The organism is Mesorhizobium sp. M0195 (assembly GCF_040322115.1).
In the GTDB taxonomy this organism is placed as follows: domain Bacteria; phylum Pseudomonadota; class Alphaproteobacteria; order Rhizobiales; family Rhizobiaceae; genus Mesorhizobium.
In genome coordinates this window covers 25,940-43,801 of sequence record NZ_JAMYSV010000017.1, presented here as the reverse complement: position 1 = coordinate 43,801, position 17,862 = coordinate 25,940, and the positions used below count along the sequence as shown (strand labels likewise).

General features: G+C 60.2%; 18 protein-coding genes and 2 pseudogenes. 12 read left to right on the top strand and 8 right to left on the bottom strand.

Annotated elements, in window-relative coordinates; genetic code table 11:
• Window positions 1-413: 413 nt before the first annotated feature.
• Window positions 414-1,370: an FAD-binding oxidoreductase gene (locus tag NKJ12_RS25270; RefSeq protein WP_352705749.1), complete on the bottom strand. Its 957-nt coding sequence runs from the start codon at window positions 1,368-1,370 to the stop codon at window positions 414-416.
• Between the two features lie 211 nt (window positions 1,371-1,581).
• Complete coding sequence (locus tag NKJ12_RS25265) at window positions 1,582-2,439, bottom strand: LysR family transcriptional regulator (protein ID WP_352705746.1); 858 nt, start codon at window positions 2,437-2,439, stop codon at window positions 1,582-1,584.
• A 133-nt stretch (window positions 2,440-2,572) separates the two neighbouring features.
• Between NKJ12_RS25265 and NKJ12_RS25260 the strand changes: the two genes are divergently transcribed.
• The 8 genes and pseudogenes from NKJ12_RS25260 to NKJ12_RS25225 form a co-directional block, all read left to right on the top strand.
• The gene (locus NKJ12_RS25260; protein WP_352705744.1) at window positions 2,573-3,655 is read left to right on the top strand and encodes an amidohydrolase family protein; all 1,083 of its coding nucleotides are present in this window, start codon (window positions 2,573-2,575) and stop codon (window positions 3,653-3,655) included.
• An 11-nt stretch (window positions 3,656-3,666) separates the two neighbouring features.
• A complete protein-coding gene (locus NKJ12_RS25255; RefSeq protein ID WP_292653661.1) occupies window positions 3,667-4,020 on the top strand; it encodes a Rieske (2Fe-2S) protein in 354 nt (117 codons plus the stop codon).
• 113 nt (window positions 4,021-4,133) lie between these two features.
• Window positions 4,134-5,741, top strand: coding sequence for an ABC transporter substrate-binding protein (locus tag NKJ12_RS25250; RefSeq protein ID WP_352705741.1), 1,608 nt, complete (start codon window positions 4,134-4,136; stop codon window positions 5,739-5,741).
• Window positions 5,742-5,841: 100 nt separating this feature from the next.
• Complete coding sequence (locus NKJ12_RS25245; protein ID WP_352507561.1) at window positions 5,842-6,888, top strand: ABC transporter permease; 1,047 nt, start codon at window positions 5,842-5,844, stop codon at window positions 6,886-6,888.
• Window positions 6,885-7,769: an ABC transporter permease gene (locus NKJ12_RS25240; protein WP_352705739.1), complete on the top strand. Its 885-nt coding sequence runs from the start codon at window positions 6,885-6,887 to the stop codon at window positions 7,767-7,769. Before NKJ12_RS25245 ends, NKJ12_RS25240 begins: the two co-directional genes overlap by 4 nt.
• On the top strand, window positions 7,759-9,390 hold the full coding sequence (locus NKJ12_RS25235; RefSeq protein WP_352705737.1) for an ABC transporter ATP-binding protein: 1,632 nt from the start codon (window positions 7,759-7,761) through the stop codon (window positions 9,388-9,390). Before NKJ12_RS25240 ends, NKJ12_RS25235 begins: the two co-directional genes overlap by 11 nt.
• 167 nt (window positions 9,391-9,557) lie before the next feature.
• The gene (locus NKJ12_RS25230) at window positions 9,558-10,415 is read left to right on the top strand and encodes a protein-L-isoaspartate O-methyltransferase family protein (RefSeq protein ID WP_352705735.1); all 858 of its coding nucleotides are present in this window, start codon (window positions 9,558-9,560) and stop codon (window positions 10,413-10,415) included.
• A 203-nt stretch (window positions 10,416-10,618) separates the two neighbouring features.
• Window positions 10,619-10,759 (top strand): annotated as a pseudogene (locus NKJ12_RS25225) (aromatic-ring hydroxylase C-terminal domain-containing protein); the annotation flags it as partial.
• Window positions 10,760-10,829: 70 nt separating this feature from the next.
• On the opposite strand, the gene NKJ12_RS25220 reads toward NKJ12_RS25225, so the two are convergent.
• Complete coding sequence (locus NKJ12_RS25220; protein ID WP_352705733.1) at window positions 10,830-11,303, bottom strand: phosphatidylglycerophosphatase A family protein; 474 nt, start codon at window positions 11,301-11,303, stop codon at window positions 10,830-10,832.
• 273 nt (window positions 11,304-11,576) lie between these two features.
• Here NKJ12_RS25220 and NKJ12_RS25215 point away from each other — a divergent pair, with 273 nt between their 5' ends.
• The 3 genes from NKJ12_RS25215 to NKJ12_RS25205 all read left to right on the top strand — a co-directional run bounded on the left by NKJ12_RS25215 (window position 11,577) and on the right by NKJ12_RS25205 (window position 13,185).
• Window positions 11,577-12,203, top strand: coding sequence for a CDP-alcohol phosphatidyltransferase family protein (locus tag NKJ12_RS25215; protein ID WP_352507566.1), 627 nt, complete (start codon window positions 11,577-11,579; stop codon window positions 12,201-12,203).
• Window positions 12,204-12,271: 68 nt separating this feature from the next.
• Complete coding sequence (locus NKJ12_RS25210; protein WP_254819913.1) at window positions 12,272-12,706, top strand: Xre family toxin-antitoxin system antitoxin; 435 nt, start codon at window positions 12,272-12,274, stop codon at window positions 12,704-12,706.
• The gene (locus NKJ12_RS25205; protein ID WP_352507567.1) at window positions 12,703-13,185 is read left to right on the top strand and encodes an RES family NAD+ phosphorylase; all 483 of its coding nucleotides are present in this window, start codon (window positions 12,703-12,705) and stop codon (window positions 13,183-13,185) included. The genes NKJ12_RS25210 and NKJ12_RS25205 overlap by 4 nt, the downstream gene beginning before the upstream one ends.
• A 52-nt stretch (window positions 13,186-13,237) precedes the next feature.
• On the opposite strand, the gene NKJ12_RS25200 is transcribed toward NKJ12_RS25205, so the two are convergent.
• A complete protein-coding gene (locus tag NKJ12_RS25200) occupies window positions 13,238-14,257 on the bottom strand; it encodes an LLM class flavin-dependent oxidoreductase (RefSeq protein ID WP_352507568.1) in 1,020 nt (339 codons plus the stop codon).
• Window positions 14,258-14,441: 184 nt separating this feature from the next.
• On the opposite strand from NKJ12_RS25200, the pseudogene NKJ12_RS25195 reads away from it, so the two are divergent.
• Window positions 14,442-14,851 (top strand): annotated as a pseudogene (locus NKJ12_RS25195) (type II toxin-antitoxin system VapC family toxin).
• 22 nt (window positions 14,852-14,873) lie between these two features.
• On the opposite strand, the gene NKJ12_RS25190 reads toward NKJ12_RS25195, so the two are convergent.
• The 4 genes from NKJ12_RS25190 to NKJ12_RS25175 all read right to left on the bottom strand — a co-directional run bounded on the left by NKJ12_RS25190 (window position 14,874) and on the right by NKJ12_RS25175 (window position 17,860).
• Window positions 14,874-15,080 carry a hypothetical protein gene (locus NKJ12_RS25190; RefSeq protein WP_352507569.1) on the bottom strand — a complete coding sequence of 69 codons (207 nt, stop codon included), beginning with the start codon at window positions 15,078-15,080 and terminating at the stop codon, window positions 14,874-14,876.
• 18 nt (window positions 15,081-15,098) lie between these two features.
• Window positions 15,099-16,241, bottom strand: coding sequence for a DegT/DnrJ/EryC1/StrS family aminotransferase (locus tag NKJ12_RS25185; protein ID WP_352507570.1), 1,143 nt, complete (start codon window positions 16,239-16,241; stop codon window positions 15,099-15,101).
• 252 nt (window positions 16,242-16,493) lie between these two features.
• The gene (locus NKJ12_RS25180) at window positions 16,494-17,417 is read right to left on the bottom strand and encodes a carbohydrate kinase family protein (RefSeq protein ID WP_352507571.1); all 924 of its coding nucleotides are present in this window, start codon (window positions 17,415-17,417) and stop codon (window positions 16,494-16,496) included.
• Window positions 17,414-17,860 (bottom strand): RbsD/FucU family protein, encoded by a 447-nt coding sequence (locus tag NKJ12_RS25175; RefSeq protein ID WP_352705729.1) that lies wholly within the window; start codon window positions 17,858-17,860, stop codon window positions 17,414-17,416. The genes NKJ12_RS25180 and NKJ12_RS25175 overlap by 4 nt, the downstream gene beginning before the upstream one ends.
• Window positions 17,861-17,862: the final 2 nt, after the last annotated feature.

The window sequence follows — 17,862 nt, the reverse complement described above, 5'->3', positions numbered from 1 at the left end:
AATTGCGAAGCATCGGGTGGCCGCAGTTGGACCGCGCGGGCAAGGGATGATCCAGGAGCTCTTGCCTTCTGTTGTCAGATCGGCTTCCTAGTTTGGCGGGGCGTCACCTTTCGGCTCGGACAACTTTACGAGTCGGGCAGACATCGTTTGATGCTGTAAGTCACCGGGTTCGCCACCCCATCCGAGTAGCTGCGAAGGATCCGGCTGGGCTGACCACCACTTGCCTTTGTCTTGGTTGCAAAGGCAGCCAATTGGGCACCCATCCCTTGGCGATCATGTACAAAACGATCTCGCTGATGAAAGTGGTAGGCGGAAAAACAGGTTCCGAAACGCTAATCACTTGCGGTCGCATTAGTATGGCTTGGTCGTGGAATGCAAAGGCTGACCCGATGTCGTCCCGCGATGCGGTACAATCAGAGATCAAGCAAAACGTCGCCTTGTGGGCGGCTGCAGCACGCCAGGACGTAGCCTGCCGATTTGTCCTCCAAGGTCAGCCCGCCTACGTCATCCATGACGACTTCGCCGGACAGCTTGGCGATCCGGCACGTACCGCAAACTCCCTGCTGGCAGGCGGTCGGGACGTAGACGCCACATTGGCGCGCCGCTTCGAGCAAGGTCTCTCCAGGCGCGCAGTGATGCGCAATGCCGGAGCGGGCGAAGCGGACCGAAGACGAAATCTCTGAAGCCAGTACCGAACGCGAATTGTTGCCGCCTCCGAAGCTCTCCTCATGATACTGTGAAGGGGCGAGGCCGATTGCGGCCAGGCAGCCGCGTGCCGCCTTCATGTAGGATTCCGGCCCACAGGCAAAAACGGTGCGGCTGTGGAGATCGCGAACCAGGTTCAGGAGCATCTGACTGTTAATGCGTCCGGTTGGACCGGTCCAGGCTGGGTCTTCCTGACTGCAAATGCAAGTCACTTGAAGATTGGGAAAGCGAGCGGCAAGTGCGTCCAGTTCGAGCCGAAAAATGATGTCGTCCGGCGTTCTCGCACTGTGAATGAAGTGGATATCCTGGTCGGCTGCGCGGTCGGTAAATGCGCGCAGCATCGACATGACGGGAGTTATCCCGCTGCCACCCGAAAGGAAAAGGGACTTTCCGTGCGGCAGATCGTCGAGATTGAACGAGCCGAGCGGCCCTTCGATCTCGATCCCATCGCCGGGCTTCAAATTGTCATGCAGCCAATTCGAAACGAGCCCGCCCGGCGTTCGTTTCACGGTAATCTGCAGGTCGAGCGGTCGCGTCGGCGGTGACGAAACAGAGTAGGAGCGCGTCACTGCGGCACCGTCGATCGTAAGGTGCACCAGAACATACTGGCCAGCGCTGAAGCAGAACATCCGATCTGAAACGGGTGTGAGAACGAATGTTTTCACATCGTGCGTTTCGTCGATCACGCGCCGGCAGAGCACAAGTTGCGGCGTGCTCTGGGCCCACTGCCGATGACGCTTCGTCGGGACGAAGCCGGAGGGCCCAAAGGCGGCGTGTGCATTCATCATTCAACTCGGGTTTGAAGTCGAGCCAAGATGCCATTTCAAAACCCGCTTAACAGCCGCGCAATCCTACCTTTATGATCGGCAATTTCGATTAAACTTCCAGTGACATGACCGCCACCTGGAGAGCTCGGATGCCTTTACGAATAATGGGTTCGTGTTTGCGGCGCGCAAGTATCGCGGTATGGACTGGCTGGTGCAGCGTCGGCGCGCCCTCGACGAGGAACGATGGAAGTTCAGCTGTGAACCTGCGCGCATCATCGCTGCGCATGTAGCAGGTGCCGCCCGTTCGCCGCAGCATGATCTCCGCCAGAGTTTCCGATCCTGTCGAAAGCCGGCAGATCGCCAGTTGAGCCAGCAGTTCTGCGTGCGTCTTTTCCAGCACGGCGGTGTAGCCCGGGCGAATGTAGGTTTCAGGGTCGACGTCGGACAGCGTTCTGGCAGCCGTCGAAACCATCACATATTCCTCCACCATCAGATGTTCGTAGGCGATCTCAGGCAGGTAGCGAGGCGCATAAAGGACGGCGATATCCAGATTTCCCATGCTTAGGTCGCTGACCATCTGGTTCGAATAATCCGACTCGACATGGATCGAGGATCTTGGAAGCGCCTGGCACAATGTCTCGACCCATCCGGGCAGGACCGAGCGGGTCATGCCCACCTGTGCGGCGATGCGCAAGGTGCCCTCGAAACGGTTGAATGCTCGCACATCGTGTCGAGCTTGCGACCAGGTCGACAGCAGGGATCTGGCGTAGGCTTCGAACCGCCGTCCGGCGGCTGTCGGCTCAGCACCGGCGCGCCCGCGCTGGAAGAGCTCGGACCCGATCGCACTCTCCAGATTCTTGATGCGGGTGCTGATCGTCGACTGGGTCAGTCCCAACCGATCGGCGGTGCGGTTGAAGTTTCGCGACTCGATGATGTCGAGAAAGGTTTCGATGTGATCTAGCTGCACGCGACCTCCGATCGAAAAAGTCGATCATATTGCGCAGGATCATAAGCTTGATCAAACAATACTCAAGGCCGAAGCTGCACTCGGTGAAATCGGCCGGCAGATCGACCAGGCTGAAGCTACGGAGCTGAGCAACGTGTTCATAGTCGACTGCGATTGTCACAATTACTGGTCAAGCGCGACCGTGTTGGAGCCTTACCTTTCCGGCCTATGGAAGGACATGTTCGTTGAAGGCGAGAAGACAGGTCCCGTTGGCGCCTTCCCGCATGGCCATCGTCCCTGGTTTCATCCGCAGGACTTCTCCCGCAAGGACGTCCGTCCGAAGACGGAAGCCGACAACTATCTCATCATGAAGGAGAAGCACCTCGACAAGTACAAGGTCGATGTGGCGATCCTGACTGGCGATGAGCCGATCGAGGCTTCCACTCTCGCCAATCCCTATTATGCCAGCGCCCTCGTCAGCGCCTATAATGACTACCAGATCGACCAATGGCTGCCGAAGGACGACCGCTTCATGGGCTCGATCGTCATCGCGCCACAGGATCCGAAGCTCGCGGCCGCCGAGATACGCCGCCTGGGCAATCATCCGCGCATGGTTCAGGTTCTTGCCTCGCAAGGCTCCGTCAAGCCCTATGGCGATCCGTTTTACCATCCGATCTATGAAGCATGCGCCGAGGTGGGGCTGCCCTTTGCCATACATCTGGGCGGCCATGGCGGCGTGAATTCGACTGCGATCGCTCCTGCGCCGACGACATTCTTCTGGGAGACCCATGCTATCCTGCACATGTCGGCAATTTCGCATGTCGCAAGCATGATTGCGCATGGCGTCTTCGAAAAATGGCCGGACCTCTACTTCGTGGTCATCGAATGCGGCGTCGCCTGGGTGCCGTCGGTGCTGTGGCGCCTGGACGCAGATTACAAAGCCCTACGAAAAGAGACGCCATGGCTGAAGATGCTGCCTTCCGAATATTGCCGGCGCAACATCCGCTTTTCCACACAGCCGCTGGAGCAGCCCGCAAATATTCAGCATCTCTGGTCCACTCTCGAGGCGATGGACGGTGAAAACACGCTGATGTTTGCCTCCGACTATCCGCATTGGGACTACGACGATGCCAACACGCTGCAAATCCCTCCTGCCTGGAAGAGCAAGATCATGGGGCTGAACGCGCTGGAGGTCTACAAGCGCATCCCCCGCGCGCAAGCGGCGAATGCCGCCTGAGGAAGCACACGATGCCCGAGAAGACATACATCTGCAGAGTCGACGAGATCGAAACCGGATCTCCCTTCATCGCCAAGATCCGCAGCCTTTCGGTCGGCGTTTTTCGCATAGGAGATTCATTCCACGCGCTGCTGAATGTTTGTCCGCACCGTGGAGCTCCGCTTTGCGAGGGGCCGCAATGCGGAACAACTGCACCGGTCGAAGAGGCGCAATTCATCTATCACCGCGAAAACGAGATCGTGCGCTGCGCCTGGCATGGCTGGGAATTCGACATCAAATCAGGCGCGGCCCTGGTCGATCCGTCCGTTCGCGCGCGCACATTTCCAGTCACTGTCGAGGCGGGCAGTATCTATGTGACGGCCTGATTGAGGTGCTGATTTGAGCAGTCAAAAGAAAGGGTGATCGCAGCTAACAAGCAGATTTCTACACAGGGTGCGTGACGAACAATAACGCGGAAAATCCGCAATGGGAGAGTCAAATGTCAGAATCTGAATACAAGCTTGGTATCGCTCAAAGCCTGATTGGTCGCGGCAAGATTTCCCGTCGCGACTTCATTCATCTTGGGCTGGCCGCTGGGCTGTCGCTCACCGCTGCGGACAAGCTCTTCGTCAGCACGGCGCGGGCCGAACCGCTGCAGGGCGGCTTCGCCAAGCTCGGCATGGCACATGGCGCAACGACAGATTCGATCGATCCGGCCGGCTACTTGGATACGTTCACACAGACTGCGTTCTCGGGCTCGATGTCCAACAGCCTCACCGAGGTCGACGCGAAAGGCAACGTCCAACCGGACCTTGCCGAGAGCTTTGAATCGTCGGACGGGGCCAAAACCTGGGTCTTCAAGCTACGCAAGGGCGCAACCTTCCACAATGGCAAGAATGTCACGGCGGACGACGTCGTGGCTTCGCTGCGCTATCATATGGGCGACGAAACCAAATCGGCGGCGAAGCCGCTGCTTGAGCCCGTAGCAAGCATCAAGGCGGATGGCCCGGAGACGGTTGTCTTCACGTTGAAGAGCGGCAATGCCGATTTTCCCTACATCATGAGTGACTACCATCTGGTCATCATGCCGGCCAAGGACGGCAAGGCGGATTGGGGATCGGGCGTTCGCACCGGCGCTTTCGTGCTCGAGAATTTCCAGCCCGGCGTTTCGGCCAAACTCAAGCGCAATCCGAACTATTTCAAGAACGGCAAACCCTACCTCGATGAGGTGGAGTTCATCGCCATCACCGATCTCGCAGCCCGCATGGCCGCGCTATCGACAGGGGAGGTGGACTATATTGGCCGCGCCGACCTCAAGACCCTCGGCATGCTGAAACGCAACCCCAAGGTGGAAATCGTCGAGGTCACCGGCTATGGCCACTATACCTTACCAATGAATGTCACGATGGCGCCGTTCGACAATCCGGACGTCCGAATGGCTTTGAAATGGGCGATCAACCGTCAGGAGATCGTCGACAAGATCTTTCTCGGTCACGCCACCGTGGCCAATGACAACCCGATCGCGCCGGCGATCAAATTCGCCACAAATCCGCAGCCGCAGCACAGTTTCGATCCGGAAAAAGCCAAGCATTACCTGAAAAAGGCAGGAATGGAAAAACTGAAGGTGGACCTTTCGGTCGCCGATGCCGCTTTTGCAGGGGCGGTCGATGCGGCTGCGCTCATCCGCGAGACGGCAGCCCAGTGCGGCATCGACGTAAACGTCGTGCGTGAGGCCGAGGACGCCTACTGGGACAACGTCTGGCTCAAGAAACCTTGGTGCGCTTCGTATTGGAGCGGTCGCGCGACAGCCGACTGGATGTTCACGCAAGCCTTTGCCGCAGACTCCAGCTGGAACGAGTCGTTCTGGAAGAATCCCCGCTTCAACGAATTGCTCGTCCAGGCGCGCGCCGAAACGGACGAGGCCAAGCGGGCGGCAATGTATGCCGAGATGCAGCAACTGACCCATGATGATGGCGGCAGCATCGTGCTGGTCTTCAACAATTTCGTCAGCGCCAAATCCAACAAGCTCGCACATGGCGAAGTGGCGCCGAACTGGGAGAATGATGGATTGAAGATGGCCGAACGCTGGTGGATCGCCACTGCGTGAGAGTGCGGGCCGGACCCGCGACGGCTACTGGGCTCCGGCTTGCAGCCGCGGGCCCTGCCGGGTGTGGCAGGGCAGCGACGGCAACGGGAAACGCGTGCACATGAACCCCGTCGCAAGAACGGTCCTGCAACGCCTTGGCCTCGGCCTGGTCACGCTGTTCATCGTGTCCATCATTATCTTCTCTGCGATTGCAATGCTGCCGGGCGATTTCGCCAAGGCGATGCTCGGGCAATCCGCGACACCCGAAACGGTCGCCGCCTTCCAGCGAGAAATCGGCATCGACCGTCCGCCTGTCGAGCGCTACTTCGTCTGGGTCGGGCAAATGCTCCACGGTGATTTCGGCTCTTCATTCGCGAGCCGCACCGGGTACCGGCGCACCGTGGCCGAGATCATCGCGCCACGCCTCTACAATACGATGTTCCTTGCATCGATGACCGCGCTGATTGCAGTTCCGCTGGCCCTGGGACTGGGCATCCTCGCTGCGCTCTACCGCAATGGCTGGTTCGACCGGCTGGTGAACGCAGTGACGCTGACAACGATTTCGTTCCCGGAGTTTTTCGTCGCCTATATGCTTGCCTACCTCGTCATCTCGCGCGACACGTTCATCGGATCCGAGTTCGCACAATCACTGCCACACTGGCTTGCGGTCTCTTTGAACTGGATACTCAATGCAGTTCCCAAGTTCCCGACATTGTCGAATGTGAACGACCAGACGCCGTTCTGGGAGCATGTTTGGAGAGTAGCCTTGCCGGCGATCACGCTTACGCTCGTCATCGTCGCCCATATGATGCGCATGACACGAGCGGCGATCATCAACATGCTGGCAAGCCCCTATATCGACATGGCGCGTCTCAAGGGAATGTCGCCCATGACAATCGTACTCAGGCATGCGTTGCCCAACGCATGGGCTCCGATCGTCACTGTGGTGGCGTTCAATCTGGCTTATCTCGTCGTCGGAGTGGTCGTGGTCGAAGTGGTGTTCGTCTATCCCGGCATTGGTCAGCTGATGGTTGATGCGGTCAAATCCAGGGATGTTCCGGTTGTCCAGGCCTGCGCCCTGATTTTCGCGGCGACCTACATCCTGCTCAATCTGACCGCCGACATCATTTCCATCGCCACTAATCCAAGGCTCTTGCATCCACGATGACCAGCTACGAACCAATCGCTCAGGTTCACAGGCTGAGGCGCTCGCGCACCACCCGGGCGAAGACGGCGCTGAAGAAGGCACCCTTCAGTGCATGGTTCGGCATCCTCGTGATCCTCGGCTATGTCATCGTTGCGTTGTTCGCGCACTGGATAGCCCCATACGGCGAAACGCAGGTCTTCAGCGAAGCCTTCGCACCGTGGAGCCAGCAGTTCAAACTGGGAACCGACCAGCTCGGCCGCGATATGCTCACACGCTTGATCTACGGAGCGCGCAACACCATCGGTATCGCGGTCGCCACCACATTGCTGTCCTTCGCGGTTGGCGTCTCGCTCGGCCTTCTTGCCGCATTGTACAGGGGATGGCTCGACCAGATACTGTCGCGTGCCGTGGATGTGTTGATGTCGATCCCAAGTCTGATCTTCGCCCTGGTGCTGCTCTCGATCTTCGGCTCGTCGATCACCAGCCTGATCATCATCATCGCGCTGCTCGATTCCACGCGCGTGTTTCGGCTAGCACGTGCCGTCGGGCTTAACGTGGCCGTGATGGAATATGTCGAGGTGGCGCGATTGCGCGGCGAAGGCCCGAAATGGATCATCGCCAAGGAAATCCTTCCCAATGTCATGCCGCCGCTGGTCGCGGAGTTCGGCTTGCGATTTTGCTTTGTATTCCTCACGATCGCAGCACTGTCCTTCCTGGGCGTTGGTATTCAGCCGCCGACCGCTGATTGGGGGTCGATGGTGCGCGAGAATGCGACCCTGATCACCTACGGCGATGTCACGCCGCTTCTGCCGGCCGGCGCGATTGCCCTCCTCACGGTCTCCGTGAATTTCGTCGTCGACTGGTTCCTCCACGCAACAAGTGGGTTGCGGGATGAAAAATAGCGCCCCCGGCTTGCGCGAAAAAGGCAAGGATCTGCTTCAGATCCGCAATTTGCATGTGGAAGGCTTCTCGGACGAGCGGTGGCATCCCATTGTCCGCGGGGTCGATCTGGCGCTGAAGCGGGGGGAGGTTCTTGGCCTGATCGGCGAGTCTGGCGCGGGCAAATCCACCATTGGCCTTGCGGCGATGGGTTACGCCAAGCCGGGCTGCCGAATCACAAAGGGCTCGATCCTGTTCGACGGGATCGATCTTCTGGCACTCAGCGAGACAGGGCGCCGCCGCCTCAGAGGCTCCCGCATCGCCTATGTCGCGCAAAGCGCCGCGGCCTCTTTCAATCCAGCTCACCGACTCCTCGATCAGACTGTCGAAACTGTGGTGGCGCATGGGATTGCCAGCCGAGAAAAAGCGAACCGGAGTGCGGTCGATCTCTATCGCCGTCTTCAGCTTCCAGATCCGGAGACCATCGGCTTCCGCTATCCTCATCAGGTTTCCGGCGGACAATTGCAACGGGCAATGACCGCGATGGCGATGGCTTGTCGTCCCGACCTCATCGTCTTCGACGAGCCAACGACGGCGCTCGATGTGACGACGCAGGTCGAAGTTCTCGCCTCCATTCGCAACATCGTGGAGGAATTCAACACGGCTGCAATCTATGTGACGCATGATCTGGCAGTGGTGGCGCAAATGGCGGACCGCATCATGGTTTTGCGCCATGGACTTACCGTGGAGGAGGCTGAAACACGCCAGATGCTCGCCCATCCCAGCCAGGAATATACCAAAACGCTCTGGGCCGTGCGCAAGCTCGCCAAGCCCGAAGTTCCGGCCGATGAATATCTGCTTACGATAGACAACGTCACCGCGGCTTACGCCCGGACGGTAAAGGTGCTCCAGGATGTCTCCATCAAAGTTCCACGTGGAAGAACAGTGGCTGTGGTCGGCGAATCCGGTTCCGGGAAATCGACGCTCGCTCGCGTTGTTACCGGCCTGTTGCCGCCGCTTTCGGGGTCGATTTCCTTTGCCGGCCATGCCCTTTCCAAGACCCTTAAGGCGCGCCCAAAAGAGATTCTGCGCCGCATACAGATGATTTATCAAATGCCCGACAACGCCCTAAATCCGCGCCAGACAGTCGAAGAAGTCATAGCTCGGCCGCTTGAATTCTACCTCGGCCTCAAGGGCGCGCAGCGGGATCGGCGGATCGGCGAACTCATGCACATGGTCGAGATGAGCGAAACTTACCTGGACCGTCTGCCGGCCGAACTGTCGGGGGGCCAGAAGCAGCGCGTTTGCATCGCTCGGGCCTTGGCCGCCGACCCGGAACTCATTATCTGCGACGAAATCACGTCCGCGCTCGACCAGATTGTGCAAGAGGAAATTCTGAAGCTGTTAATGCGGCTTCAGCGCGACCTCGGCATGAGCTACATTTTCATCACCCATGACATTGCCACCGTGCGGGCCATCGCCGACGAAATTGTGGTCATGCACCAGGGTAAAGTCGTTGAGCAGGGATTAAAGAGCGAAATTCTCACGCCGCCGCATGCCCCCTATACCGAACGGCTTTTGTCCTCCGTGCCGGAAATGGATCCGGACTGGCTCACAAGGCTGCTCGCCAGCCGGAGGATGTGATCGTCGGGCAAAGTGTTCTTCCATATCGCCAGGACTTATAGGCTTCGCGGTGGGCGCTGGGCGAAGCAGCGGTCGATCGCACCGTCCATACGAGGATAGCGAGCCTTTGCCGCCGTTCGGCTTCTGAAATGATGATTGAACACGCGCAATTCGGGAGCCAATAGTCCATGCCAACAAGAAGCGATGCTAGTGAAGCGCGCCGGTGGTTTGCCGAAGACCTGCGTGTCTCGTCACCGGTCTTGCACAACCCTGCGGTCATCGAGGCCTTCGCAAAGGTTCCGCGCGAACACTACCTTGGCAACGGACTATGGCGTATCCATTCGAGATTGCAGATCGGGGCGGTCCATACCAGCCCTTCAGCCGCACTTCATGAGATTTACCACGACGTTCTGGTCTCACTTGACGAAAAGCGCGGATTAAACAGCGGTTTGCCGTCGCTTTGGGCCTTGGTTTTCGACCATGTGAACATCGCTCCCGGCCAGACCGTCCTTCAGGTAGGCGCCGGTGTCGGCTATTTCACCGCCATCCTCGCTGAACTGACGGGTTCTGAAGGACGCGTGATTGCCTATGAGATCGACGAAGAACTCGCCCGGCGCGCGCAAAGCAATCTTGCTCATTATGCCCATGTCGAAGTGGTATCCGGTGATGCAACGCAGGCAGTTGATCTGCCGGACCTCGATGTCGTTGTCGCCTTTGCCGGAGTGACGCACGTGCCGGAACGGTGGCTTTCAAATTTGTCCGACGCTGGCCGGATGGCGCTGCCGTTCACGGGCGAAGACCAACGAGGCTTCATGATGCTTCTGGAAAGGGCTGGCGATACCTTTCCCGTACGATCACTTGTGCCATGCGGGTTTTACCCCTGCAGCGGAGCCAGGCGCAGTGACGAAGAAAAGGCCTTGATGGCCGCCCTCAAGGCTGCGCGAGGCAAGGTTACCCGTCTCGCGCAATATCACCGAGGGCGACCAAAAAATGGCAGCGAGAACGCTTGGTTGGTGACCGACACATACTGGATTTCGAAAGCCTAGAGATCGATGTCGAACTTGCGTGTCACCGTAGTAGCGTGCGGCACGGCATTCCACGAACGATCTATACCATCGGGAGCGGTCCGAAACATCATTGCGTCCTGAGTTTCCCCGATCCGCGCGTGCGGATTGCAGGCGCGGTCCTGGCCGGCTGCAGCACAGGCTTTCTCTTGTCCGACGACTGACCAGACCCACGCGGGGTTGAAAGCGGCGGTGCTGTCTTGGTCAGGCCGGACGGCTTTGTCGCGTGGCGGTCATCGCACGGCGTGCCTGATCCCGTACAGGTGCTGATCGAAACACTTGACGGGTTTGGTTTCCGCACGCAGGCACACGAACACCATCGGTGAGCGCGCGGATACCTCCTGCGTTCCGCCGCGCCGATGGGCCACCGTGGCCTTGGCAGACCGAATGTCGCCATTACCGCAAATGGTCAATCAAACCGTTCAGCAGGAGCAGCAACGCCCCAGCGACGACAGCCGCGGCGGCATCGTCCAGCATAATGCCGGCCCCACCCCTTACCTTGTCGTGCATGATACGGATGGGCCAAGGCTTGACGACGTCGAAAAACCGGAAAGCAAGGAAGCCTGCTGCCCACCAGAGTGGGTCGATCGGAAGCATGGAAAGTGTCGCGGCGGCGCCGAAGGTCTCATCGATGACGACGATCTGCGGGTCCTCCGTCCCGGTTCGGGAGATGACATGCGACGACGCCCATACGCCGACGGCGAACAGGGCCGCATAGGCAAGCACAGTCAGCCAAGGCGATGCCGGTATCAGAGCTGCGGCAACAGCCACTCCAACCATTGCGCCGGCCGTGCCCGGCCATATTGGAGATAATCCCGCGCCAAGAGAGGTCGCGAGCAGGTAAGCAAACTTGGGTGAAAATCTATGCATCGAGTTTCGGCCGGCTTCCGACGGATGGCAAGCAGTCATAGTCACATCGTTCGGGCGCGGCCGCCAGACCGCCGGTCGATTTGCGCCGTCGGCTTGGCGAGCGCCTTAATCCGCCGGCCGCATTCGCCGAAAGAAATCGCTGTTGCGGCGAGTTGGGAATGTTGCTGAGCCCGGTCTCGGCCCGCTTTGACCAATTGGAACGGTAGCGACGGTGGAACAAACCCGCAAATTGCTGGTAAAGCTCGGTGAAACGACATCATCAGAGGAGCCGCCATGATCGCCGGTCTCATGAAAAGTCGCATCGACCCGCTATGGGAGCAGGCCGCTTCTCCGCTGATCGGGATCGGCATGACGCCGAACCAGGTTACGGCCAGTGGGCTCGTGCTAGTCGCTTTGTCGTCGGCGGCCTACGTCTATCACCATTCAAGCCTTGCCTTTGGCCTTTGCCTGGCGTTTGCCTTCACCTTCGATGCGCTGGACGGTGCTGTCGCCCGCCGAACAAATATGATCACCAAGGCCGGTGGCTATTTCGACGCTGTCGTCGACCGCTATCAGGAATTGGCCGTCTTTGCGGCTATCGGCTGGGTCGCCGATCTGTGGGCGATCGCAATGGTCGCGTTCGCCGGCGGGATACTCACAAGTTACGCCAAGGCGCGGACGGCGCTGGAAATCCCTGTGGAAAACCATGGTTGGCCGGATTTCTTCGAGCGGATGGAACGTCTGGTTTTCATTTGCGTGCTGCTCGCCGCCGACGGAGTCGCGGCCGCCCTGGGCGCGGCATCGCCGTGGATTCTGGCGGGTGGGTTCGCGCTTTACGCAGTGCTGGCCAACGCCACAGCGCTGCAACGGATCAGTCGCGCATTCACGATGCTGAAACGAGCCGACGGAAAGCAGCCGTGAGACTGCAGCCCACTTGCGCGTAGTCTCACATGAAGGTATATCATGCTTCACATGAGGAGGCAGTGATGATGCTGGCGTTCGGAAATGTCGCCGACGTGCTGGGCTTGCCGCCCAAGGAAACGGCTGCACGGTCGCCATTCGGGCTGATGGCTCGAATTGAAGACGGATTGCCCATCGGCGCGCTCGAACGCGTCTCACAATTGCTGGCACCGGCCGATGCCCAGTTCAAATATCGCCTCGTTCCAAAGGCAACCTATGAACGTCGCAAGAGGGGTGCTCTTCGACTGTCTTCGGAAGAGGGCATGCGGGTGGCACGAGTTGCTCGTGTATGGGACTTGGCCCTCGACGTCTGGAAGGTCGAAGATGAGGCTCGTGACTTTCTATTTCGGCCTCATCCCATGCTGGAAGACCGGCGCCCGATCGAAATGGTCATCCAAAACGAGATCGGCGCCGAGCTGGTGATCGATATCCTTGCAGGCCTGAAGTACGGCACCGCCGCTTGACGGCGCAGATACTCGATCGGACGCTGCTGTGCTTCAGGATCGGCGATCCTGCCGGCACTTATCCGATCTTTGACGCGACGGGCTCGACGATTGCGCCCGGCCGCTGGAACACGCCCGGCAGCCCGGTGATCTACGCCAGCGAGCATTATTCGACTGCCTTGCTGGAAAAGCTAGTGCACGGCAGCGGCAGACTGCCGCCCAACCAGCACTACGTCCAGATCATGGTTCCGCGCGGGCTGAGCTACGAGACCTTTTCTCAGCCGTCGCTGCCGGGTTGGGACGTAATGCCGGCAAAGGTGAGCAAGGAATTCGGTGAGACTTGGTGTATCGAGCGCCGCAGCGCGATCGTAATCGTACCAAGCGTCGTGGCTCGCCTCGACAACAACGTGTTGATCAATCCGGCCCATCCGGAGTTTGCCTTGATCACAGCCAGCCTGCATCAGCCCGTGTATTGGGACAGGCGGCTGTTCGGTTCCTGAGCGGGGCCGGGAGGGGAGGTTCCTGCCTCCTGCGGTCGATTGCTCAAACTCGTCAGCGCCAGCCCAAGCCCGGAGCGACATGGGTCAGGATCGCCTCGATGACGTGGGCATTGTAGTCGACGCCGAGCTGATTGGGGACGGTAAGCAGCAGCGTATCGGCCTCGGCGATGGCTTCGTCGCCCTTTAGCTGCTCGATCAGGACGTCCGGTTCGGCGGCATAGGAGCGGCCGAAGACGGCAAGCCTGTCTGCCTCGATGTAACCGAAATGATCTCCGCTTTGGTTGCCGCCGAAATAGGCCCGGTCGCGATCGTCGACAAGCGCAAAAATGCTCCGGCTCACCGACACCCGCGGCTCGCGCGTGTGTCCGGCCGCCTTCCAGGCCTCACGAAAAGCCCGGATCTGTTCGGCCTGCTGGATGTGAAACGGCTTTCCGCCCTCGTCGAATTTGAGCGTGGAGCTCTGCAGGTTCATCCCCAGTTTCGCCGCCCATTCGGCGGTGGCGTTTGTGGCGGCGCCCCACCAGATGCGCTCGCGCAGGCCCTCCGAGTGCGGCTCGACGCGAAGCAAGCCAGGCGGGTTGGGAAACATCGGCCGCGGGTTGGGCTGCGCAAAGCCTTTGCCCAGCAACACTTCGAGCAGCACTCCGGTGTGTCTGCGGGCCATGTCGGCATCGCTCTCGCCCTCTTGCGGGGCGTAGCCGAAGTAGCGCCATCCCTCGATTACCTGCTCCGGCGAGCCGCGGCTGATGCCCAGTTGCAGACGCCCTCCGGCGATTAGGTCGGCGGCACCGGCGTCCTCCGCCATATAGAGCGGGTTCTCGTAACGCATGTCGATCACCGCCGTGCCGATCTCGATTCGGCTGGTCTTCGCCCCAACCGCTGCCAGCAGCGGGAAGGGCGAGGCGAGCTGGCGCGCGAAGTGATGCACGCGGAAATACGCGCCGTCTGCACCCAGCTCCTCGGCCGCGACGGCCAGCTCGACGGACTGCAAAAGCGCGTCGGCTGCCGTCCGGGTCTGTGATTGCGGCGAGGGCGTCCAGTGCCCGAACGAGAGGAAACCAATCTTCTTCATGAAATAGCCAGCCTAGAGGGAAGACAGTGCAGACTATGCTTCGACGCGGAGCAAAGCACTTCAAAAATGTTGCCCTGACGGCACTCTTGAAAGCCGCTCCGGCCGATTTGGGAGTGAGGGCAGGCGACGAGTTTTGGCAATGCAGAAGCACATGTGCTACCCGAAAATGGACGCGTGGCGAGGTGTGACGCTGGTCGACACCAACGTTCTGCTCAATCTTGTCACCAATGATCCGAACTGGGCGGATTGGTCGATCGCCCAGCTTGAGGCGCAAAGCCTGAATGGACCGCTGTTGATCAACGATGCTGTCTATGCCGAGTTGGCTTTCCGATACGGGGCGCATCGAGGATCTCGACGCGTTTCTTGACAAAGCTGTCTCGAAATCGCTCCGATACCATAGGCAGCACTGTTCCTCGCGGGAAAGGTCTTTACCCAATACTACGCGAGATCGAGCGGGTTGAGCACCGGCGTGCTGCCTGACTTCTTCATCGGCGCGCCCATGCCGCGGTCAATGGGCTGCCGCTGTTCACGCGCGATGCTGGTCGCTATCGCACCTATTTTCCATCACTCAAGCTGATCGCACCGAACTCGTGAATAGCCCGCCGAATAGGGTCCGCTAGGAAAGCGCCGCGAATGCGAGCACTATCGCGATGAGGATCAACAGCGGCCCCATCCATTTAAAATGGGTTCCAAAGTTCGTCCACCATGCCTGCCGTTGGCCGGGGCGAGCTTGAGAGGGGTCCGAGAAGAATCCGAAGCCGACGCCAGCCATCCACAACCCGGCGCAGAACATGATGAACTCGTCGATGTAATCCGCGACCACGCTTCGAAGCTTTCGAATTTATGCCGCCGCTACATGCGCCGAATTCGAGCCGATATAGTTACGGATCGTTTCGATGATCCGGTCCTGGTCAGCCTCGCTCAGATAGGGATGCATCGGCAGGCACAGGATGCGCTTCGGCAGCTCTTCCGAAACGGCAAGGCCGGTCGGGGTGCGCGGATAATCGCGATAGGCAATCTGGCTGTGCAGCGGTTTCACATAGTAGATGACCGACGGAATGCCCTTTTCACCGAGATGTGCCTTGAGCCCGTCGCGTTTCGGCGTTTCGATGGCGTATTGCGCCCAGGCCGAGCGGCCGCCGCCCAGATTGCGTGCCGCCTTGACGATATCGCCGAGACCTTCGGCATAGCGATTGGCGACCGCTTGCCGCGCCACCATCTCGTCCTCGAGGATGGCCAGCTTCTCTATCAGGATCGCCGCCTGAAGCGTGTCGAGCCGTGAATTGATGCCGACGCGGACATTGTCGTATTGCGTTTCGCCTTTGCCGTGAAAGGCGAACGAGCGCAGCTGTTCGGCCAGCGCATCGTCATTGGTGAACATCGCACCGCCGTCGCCATAGCAGCCGAGCGGCTTTGCCGGATAGAAGCTGGTCGAGCCGACGGTGCCGAACGAGCCGCACATCTTGCCGTCGGCCGAGCCCCCGGTCGCCTGCGCCGCATCCTCGATGACCATCAGGCCTTCGCGATCGGCGATGGCCATGATCGCCTCGTAATCGGCGGCGAGGCCGAACAGGTCGACGGGAATGATTGCCTTCGGCCTCAGCCGGCCTTCCGCCTTGATCATGGCGATTGCCGCCTCGAGGCTGGCGGTGTCGATATTGTAGCTGTCGGCATCGACATCGACGAACACCGGTTCGGCCTTGGTCAGCGCCACCACTTCGGCCGTGGCGGCAAAAGTGAAGCTCGGCACGAACACCGCGTCGCCCGGGCCGATGCCGGCGGCAAACAGCGGCAACAGCAGCGCATCGGTGCCGTTGGCGCAAGCGACCACATGCTTGGTGCCAATATAGGCGGCGAGCTTGTTTTCGAATTCGGTGACCTGAGGTCCGAGGATATAGCGGCCTTCGTCGACGACCCGGTCGATTGCCGCTTTCAGCCTGTCGCGGATGCGTTCGCGCTGCGCGCCAAGATCGATGAACTGCATGTCGGCCTCAAACGGTTTAGTCAGATAACCGGCCGCTGGTAGCAGACTTGGCACGGCCGAGAAAGCCGCAGGGCAAAACCCTGAATTGCTCAAATGTCGCAGCCTGTTACCGCTGACTTCCGACCTGCCCTCTTAAACGCGGGGAAATCCGGGCTTCGGCCGGCTCGATATGGACCTCACAGCCCGTCCCGCCGGGTCGACGAAACATAAAGTGATCGCGGCAGGCAGGTCCTTGAGCGTGTTGCCAGCCGGTTAGGCAATTTCATGCCGCGACGGCGGGTTGGCGCCGGCCCGCGAGACCGTCACAGCCGCGGCTTTCGCGCCGAGCGTCAGCGCCTTATGGATGGCTTCTTCCGGCAGGCCGGCGATGGCCGTCTTCGACAACAGGCCCTGTTCGTGCAAGGAGGCAAGGATGCCGGCATTGAATGTGTCGCCGGCGCCGACCGTATCGACCACCTCGACCTTGTCCGGCACGACCGTGACCCGGTGCCGGCTGCTGTAACCGACCGCGCCCTCGCTGCCGTGGGTGACGACGATCAGCTTCGGACCGCGGTCCAGCCAGTTGCGCACGACGTCCTCATGCGAGCCGGCTTCGCCGAACCAGTTCAGATCCTCGTCCGACAATTTGACGATGTCGGCCATCGCCATCATGCCGCGGATGCGCCTGAGGTGCTTGGCCTTGTCGGGAATGAAGTTTGGCCGGATGTTGGGGTCGAGCATCATCACTCGGCGCTCATGCTCGCGTCGCATGAACTCTTCATAGGCCGACCCGGCCGGCTCCGAGATCAGGCTGATGGCGCCGAACAGCATGGCCTCGATCTCGCTGCCGAGTTCCGGCAGGTCCTCGATGGTCAGCATGCGCCCGGCGGTGTTCTCGTCGTAGAAGGTGTAGGTCGCCTGGCCGTTGTTGAGCCGCACGAAGGCGAGCGTAGTCGGGCGCGGCGAGGTGTGTGCATAGGTGGAACTGACCTTGCTGGCTCCCAGTGCCTCCCTGAGCTGGCCCCCGAACAGATCCGACGACAGGCCGGAGAAGAAGGCAGCGGGCGCGCCGAGCCGGCCAAGCGCAATTGCCGAGTTGAAGACGGCACCACCAACATAGGGCGCAAAGGCCGACTCGCCCTCCGTCGTGGTCCGCGGCAGCATATCGATCAGGGCTTCGCCACAGCAGAGGATCATGAAGTCTTGCTTTCCGGCGGATAGATCACGCCCTTGCGAATGATGATGTTGGCATAAAGCCGCGGCTCGCTCGTCGCGACGATCGCGTGTGCGGCCTTGACCCGTGCATAAAAGTCGGCGCCGGCAAGCGCAACCACCTTGCGGCCCGGCGCACGCCTGGCGCAGATCGCTTCCATCTCATGGTGAACCGGATCGGCGAGCAGGGGATCGCCTTTGGCCGAGGCGCGAAACAGCGCCTGCGGCACGGCGTCGTCGACCGGCAATACGCTCAATACCGCATCGAGCACCGGGACGAGATGATGACCGTCGGCGCGGATCAGCCGCTGTGCCTGCTGCTCGGCCGGGTAGTTGCCGTCGACCAGGGCGATCTCGTCGCCATGGCCCATGGCGCGCAATATCGCCAGAAACTCCGGGCCGAGCAGCGCCGGGATGCCGATCAGCATGC